The 6,517-nt window shown below is 42.7% G+C and carries 4 protein-coding genes; all 4 read left to right on the top strand.

Annotation, left to right across the window (positions count from 1 at the left end; genetic code table 11):
- The first annotated feature begins 214 nt into the window (after positions 1-214).
- The 4 genes from HW45_RS14535 (at position 215) to HW45_RS14520 (ending at position 6,506) form a co-directional block, all read left to right on the top strand.
- Positions 215-1,432, top strand: a complete 1,218-nt coding sequence (locus HW45_RS14535; RefSeq protein ID WP_006069718.1) for an AAA family ATPase — start codon at positions 215-217, stop codon at positions 1,430-1,432.
- A gap of 6 nt (positions 1,433-1,438) precedes the next feature.
- Positions 1,439-2,410 (top strand): ParB/RepB/Spo0J family partition protein, encoded by a 972-nt coding sequence (locus HW45_RS14530; RefSeq protein ID WP_038227616.1) that lies wholly within the window; start codon positions 1,439-1,441, stop codon positions 2,408-2,410.
- Between the two features lie 79 nt (positions 2,411-2,489).
- Positions 2,490-4,526, top strand: a complete 2,037-nt coding sequence (locus tag HW45_RS14525; protein ID WP_038227615.1) for a GNAT family N-acetyltransferase — start codon at positions 2,490-2,492, stop codon at positions 4,524-4,526.
- Positions 4,527-4,832: 306 nt separating this feature from the next.
- A complete protein-coding gene (locus HW45_RS14520) occupies positions 4,833-6,506 on the top strand; it encodes a DUF342 domain-containing protein (protein WP_038227614.1) in 1,674 nt (557 codons plus the stop codon).
- Positions 6,507-6,517: the final 11 nt, after the last annotated feature.

Here is a 6,517-nt window from a genome sequence, read left to right as displayed (position 1 = left end):
CTTAAAATCTGATAAGATTTCTGTGTCTTTCACTTCATTATAATTTGGATTATTTGATGTATTTTTCATCAGCTTTGTAGTCAAAATCACGATTTGGCTTTTATGTGGTCAATTTATTGTAAAAAACAACACTAAGTGAGTGGACAGCTTTTTGATGTGAATGTACGATATAGCTGTACATTAAATCATTAGGTTACTTGGTTGGAACTTAGGTATGAAAAGAGAACAAACAATAGATAATCTCTACCAACTTGCAGAACAAACTCAGCAAGTACAAGCAGATCGCATCGAAATTGTATTAGAAGAACGAAGCGATGATCACTTTCCAGCAATGTCAAAAGCAATGATGGAAACTCGTTCTGGACTGACTCGTCGTAAACTGGATGATGCCATCAGCAAGATGGAAGCAAATGGTCATCAATTTACTAAGAATAATGCCAATCATTATTCTATTTCATTGCAAGAAGCACACATGTTGATGGATGCGGCTGCGGTACCTAAATTTCACGAACGTAAACAAAGCGCCAATAATAAACCGTGGATTATTAACGTTCAAAACCAAAAGGGTGGTACTGGTAAATCTATGAGTGCAGTTCATCTAGCTGCCTGCCTAGCTCTAAACTTGGACAAACGCTATCGTATCTGTCTAATTGACTTGGACCCTCAAGGTTCACTTCGTTTGTTCTTGAATCCACAAATCAGTATTTCCGAACATGAAAACATCTATTCTGCGGTAGATGTAATGTTAGAAAATGTACCGGAAGGGACTGATATTGATATTGATTTTTTACGCCGCAACGTTTTGCTACCAACTCAGTATCCTAACCTAAAAACGATTTCAGCCTTCCCTGAAGATGCGATGTTTAACGCGGAAGCATGGCAAAACCTTTCTCAAAACCAATCTCTCGATATTGTTAAACTGCTAAAAGAGAAGTTGATTGACAAAATCGCGGATGATTTCGACGTCATCATGATTGATACTGGCCCTCACGTTGATCCATTAGTTTGGAACGCTATGTATGCATCTAATGCGCTGCTTATTCCATGTGCAGCTAAACGTTTAGATTGGGCTTCAACAGTCAATTTCTTCCAGCACCTTCCGACTGTTTATGAGATGTTCCCAGAAGATTGGAAAGGATTAGAATTTGTTCGTCTGATGCCGACCATGTTTGAAGATGATAATAAAAAACAAGTGTCTGTCTTAACGGAGATGAACTACCTACTTGGTGACCAAGTTATGATGGCGACAATTCCTCGTAGTAGGGCATTTGAAACTTGCGCAGATACCTACAGCACAGTATTTGATTTAACGGCTTCTGACTTTGAAGGTGGTAAAAAAACGCTGGCGACAGCACAAGACGCAGTACACAAAAGTGCACTAGAGTTAGAAAGAGTGCTTCACAGCAACTGGTCATCATTGAATCAAGGGTAACGTTATATGGCTATTAAAACTTCTGAACTTAACGCTAAGCTTTTCGGAAAAGCGAATAAGAGACGTGCAACTACCCCTCAGGAAGCGCAAACCGCAGCCAAGGAACAAGCCCAATACATTGAGTTATCAGTTGCAGGTGAAGAGCTAGTTTCATTTGAACTTGTGCGTATTCCTGCAAATGAAGTGGAATCGAAGACGTTCGTATTTGAAGAAAATGCACGTGAACAATCATTCTTAAACGAGCACGCACTCTCTGATGTACTGGCAACTTTAAGAGACAAAGGGCAACAGTATCCAGCAGTTGGTCGCCGTCAAAAAGACGGAACCATTGAAGTTCTTGATGGTAGCCGTCGTCGTATGTCATGTATTCTGGCTCAAAAAGAGTTCTTGATTTACGTTGCTGAAAACATCAATGGCGACCATGCTAAATTCTTGTCTGATGTTGCGAACGCCCATAAGCCGCTGTCTCTATATGAAAAAGGTAAAGAGATGCTAGCTAAGCTTGAAAGCGGCGAAGCTGAAGACCAAAAAGCGCTAGCGAAAATGTTTCAATGTAGCGAAGCATTGGTAAGCGGAGCTCTGAAAGCTGCAGACTTACCACTAGAACTTCTTCAAGCATACCCTAACGTGAGTGATTTAGGGCGTCCAACGATTGTGCGTCTACATAAACAATTTAGCGAGCTTGATGGTGACAAACAAAACCAATTGATTGAGCGTTGTCACCAGAATGAAGGTTACGTGTGGCAGAAAAGTCGTGCTCAAGGTGTTGCGCGCATTACCAAAGATGTATCGGAAACCCTAGAGAACTGGATGCACGAACTCGCGCCACCTAAGAGAGCTAAAGTCGCGAAAATTGATCTCGTTAAGGGACGGGCTAGTTACACTCGCAAAGGTCCAAACTTAGCGCTCAACCTTAAAAAGGTTGATGACCAAACAATGGATGAAATCCTAGAGTTCATAAAAACTAAGATGAACTAAATAACTTTCAAAATACCTCGCCATAGCGAGGTATTTTTTTGTGTTAATATTGTGGTAAGTCCCCACAGCAATGATACCCATGACGGCTTTATTTTCCTCACATCTTCATCTTCTCGAGCAACAACATGCAATAGCGGATGAGCGCTTTCAACGAAGTGCGCTCATTTTAGAAGGCTCACTGGCATGGCAGCATGAATTGATTGAGCAATTCTCGATGCGCTTTCCTAAAGACTCTAAGTTTCAGCTAGGAGGAGAATCTATCGGCTCTCTAGACGCTATTCCGGTTAAACAAGGAAAACGTCTACTAGGAAGGGAAGTTAAGCTACTCGTCGTGACACTTAGCGATGATTTTGATGCTAATAGTTTTAATGCTGCACTTGGTGCGCTCGTAGGAGGCGGTGTACTCATTCTGTTAAGTAATGGAAGTGATGTACATCCTTGGTTAGAGCGACACCTCGCTTTGCTACCTCGACTGAAACAATCAAGCCGCAACCTGATTAATGATTTGGCTTATTGGCAAAATCAACACCAGGCGCGTGAGAGTAGCAATATTTATGTAGAACAAAACGAGGCCATCGAGGCCATCGAGCGAGTCCTTACGGGACATAGAAAACGTCCTTTGGTTATTACTGCCGATCGAGGGCGTGGCAAAAGCAGTGCCCTCGGACTAGCGGCGGCAAGAATAGCCGCATCACGTCCGTGTCGAATCCTAGTCACTGCGCCAAGCAAAGCTGCTGTTCAGCCTGTATTTGATTTCAGTCAGATAGAACAAAGCGCTTCGTCATCTATTGAGTTTGTTTCGCCAGATGAGCTGATAAAGTCAATGCCTGTCTGCGATTTATTGTTTGTAGATGAAGCTGCTGCGATTCCAGTACCTCTGTTAAAAACTATTGTTGCTCATTATCATCGTCTAGTTATCAGTTCGACCGTTCACGGTTATGAAGGATGTGGAAGAGGGTTTAGTCTTAAGTTCCTTCCTTGGCTTCAGAAGGAGCGTAAAGGAACCAAACTGCATCATATGCAGCAGCCGATTCGATGGGCCCAAAACGATGCTTTAGAAAAGTGGTGCGCCGGTGCGTTTCTATTACAAGCTGAGCTAACACAGTTGGCAAATGACGCTAAGTTTGATTCGTTTGACTCAAAGCGTTGGTCTTTTTGTTCAGTGGCAACAGATGATTGTAGCAATAACGAGTCAATATTGTCTGAAGCCTTTGCTTTACTCGTTAATGCGCACTACCAGACTTCTCCTAATGATCTGATGTTATTGCTCTCGTCAAAAACAATGACGCTTTATACCATGAGTTACGATGGTCAGGTTATCGGCGCCGTACTCTTAAATAGGGAAGGGGATTTGTCTTTTGATATCGTTGAGAGAGTCCAACTAGGACAGTCTCGCCCGCCGGGTAACTTGGCGCCTGTTGAGCTAGCCAATCACCTTGCTCTATCAGAGCCTGCAACGCAACGTTGTGGCAGAGTGATGCGAATAGCGGTTCATCCTCTATTACAATCCTCCGGTGTCGGCTCTGAGATGCTGCGTCGTTTGAGACTACAAATAGGTGATCAGGTAGATTACCTTGCCACCAGCTTTGGAGTAACGACAGAGCTGTTTAGATTCTGGCAAAGCAACCAATTCGTTCCGCTTAAACTGGGCAGTGCTAAGGATAAAGCCAGTGGTACCTATAGTCTTACTTTGGTTTTGCCAACATCTAGAAATAGCGAAGATTGGCTTTCTCAGGCTAAGCAACAGTTCAGTCGAAATCTAGTTTATCAATTGAGAACAGTCAATCGGGATATTCATCCATCGCTAGCATGGTCGTTATTTTCGAGTTCAATGATAGGTAAAAGCGCAGCGTTGCCATCCAAGCTCGCCATTCTGTACTCAAGAGGTGGCAACTCATTGGTTTCCAGTCGTAGCGATTTGTTCGACTTCATGGTGTCTCTAGTAAATGCCTCATTAGATGTTGAGAGTCCGATTGTCACGGCCGTCGTGTTGCAAGAATGGTCTTGGGAACACGTAGTCCATCAATTGAGCCTAGCTGGACGTAAACAAGCTGAAGCTCAATTCAGGCTGGAACTCTGTTCACTCATGGAACGTTTACAGTGTAAATTGACTTAAACTTCTTTCGCCTTGGATTTACACTGTAAACAAAGCCAGCGACGTTTACAGTGTAAATTGCCGGAATCCTGTTTTTACACTGTAAATCTTCATCAAACTCAAACTCAATTCTCTCTTATCTACTACATATTCATAGTTGAATCAGAGTCAAAGAACCAACCGAATTACCGTGACGCCAACCGGAGTTTTCGATATTGAACATAGTCTCACTACTGAGACTGCATTAAGATAATTACAATTGTTGAAGCATGATCACATTGTTCAGTTTGAGCTTGTGTACAGAGCATAAGGAAGTGTCTAGCCATCATGTGGAAAAGTGTTCTCAAAATATCGTCAAATGGTAATGAAGTTATTGCCCAATTACCGAGTGAGTATGAGCAAGGTCTGGCATTAGAAGCTTCTTTGCTAAACAACATGTTGGGTGAGCTTAATGCCCAGCATTTCTTTCTTGACGAATCTGCTGTCGCTCAATTCATAAAGTGTGCAGCAAGTGCAAAAGGTGAAGCCTTTTCTGGTATCACTATTGCCCAAATTAAAGATGCTAGCGCTGAAGTGATACTAACCGAGCAAGATATGATCGCTAGTATTAAAGTCACTGGAGCATACGGCGGCAATCCACTTCAGCCTAATGACATCATCAAATCACTCACAGAGTCCAGAGTAGTTAAAGGGCTTAACAAAAAAGCGTTAAAGAAAGTACTGTTACTCAGCCGTCAGCTTAAAGCCGGTGAGAGCTATACCCAACCTGTGGCGATAGGAAAAAGGCCAAAAGAAGGTAAAGATGCTCAGTTTATTCCCTTAGTGGCCGACCCTAAAAAGCGTGTTCTCAAACCACAAGCTACCGGCGATGGTGACAAAGTGGATATGCGTGATTTAGGAGCCATTGTTACGGTAGGTGAAAATGAGCAAGTGATGAAACGAATACCAGCCATCAAAGGGGAGAACGGATTCACAGTCACTGGAGCCATCATCCCTCCCAAAGCAGTCAAAGACAATCCACTTAAACCGGGTGCAGGGACCAAGTTTTCGGCTGATAACCCTAATACATTGTTGTCTACGATGTCAGGAATGCCGGTAATTAAACCATCGGGTGTCGAGATTGATGAAGCCCTTTGCTTAAGTAAAGTGGATATCTCCACCGGACATATCAAATTTAAAGGTAGTGTGGTGATTTCTGGAAATATTGAACCCAATATGGAAGTGACTGCGACAGGGACCATTACTGTTGGGGGATTTGTTGAGTCGGCAATTTTGAAGTCGAAAGGGGATATCATCGTCAGTAAAGGTATCATCGGACATAATGTTGATGATGGTGAACCCAAATCTTGTCTCATTGAGTCTGGCGGTGATGTTGTTGCTAACTACGCTCAGTTTGCCAATATCAGCTCACAAGGAGATATTCACTTTACGGTGCATAGTCTAAACAACGACATCGTGTGTGGCGGTGATTTATTAGTGACTGGCGCTGGGAAGAAACAAGGGATTTTAAGTGGTGGAGAAGCAATAGTCGGTGGCAAAGTGGTTTGTAATCAACTCGGTGTGGAAGGTGATACTGCCACCTACATAAAAGCTTTTGCGCAGTTCCAAAATTATCAAGATGGACTAGAACAACTGCAACTGCGTTATACCGAGCTTCAAGAAAGTAAAATGAAAGCAATCCGACGCGAAATAGAGCTTAAGAAGGTTCCTAAGTCAGCAAGAACGGAAGAACAGAATAAAGAGCTCGAAGCATTAAATAGTTCAAACACCGAAGCGTTAGATGAACTCAATGCTGAAAAAGAGAGATTGGAGCTGGAGCTGTTTGCTAAGTTAGAGCTCAATACGGTAGAGTCTTTGGTTCAAACTCACACACGTGTAACCGTCGCGTTTGACGAAGAAAAGGTTACGACAAAAAATACGCACGGCCCTGCATCATTCAGCTTTAACAAGCATATTATCCACTTTGCTCCAAAGCTAAAAGAAGAGGACCTTGCAGTTTAGGACCAAATTTT

It is taken from the genome of Vibrio sp. ER1A, from assembly GCF_000733315.1.
In the GTDB taxonomy this organism is placed as follows: Bacteria; Pseudomonadota; Gammaproteobacteria; order Enterobacterales; family Vibrionaceae; genus Vibrio; species Vibrio mediterranei.
Note: the sequence above shows the minus strand (reverse complement) of the source record. Positions and strands in the feature narration are given on the sequence as shown.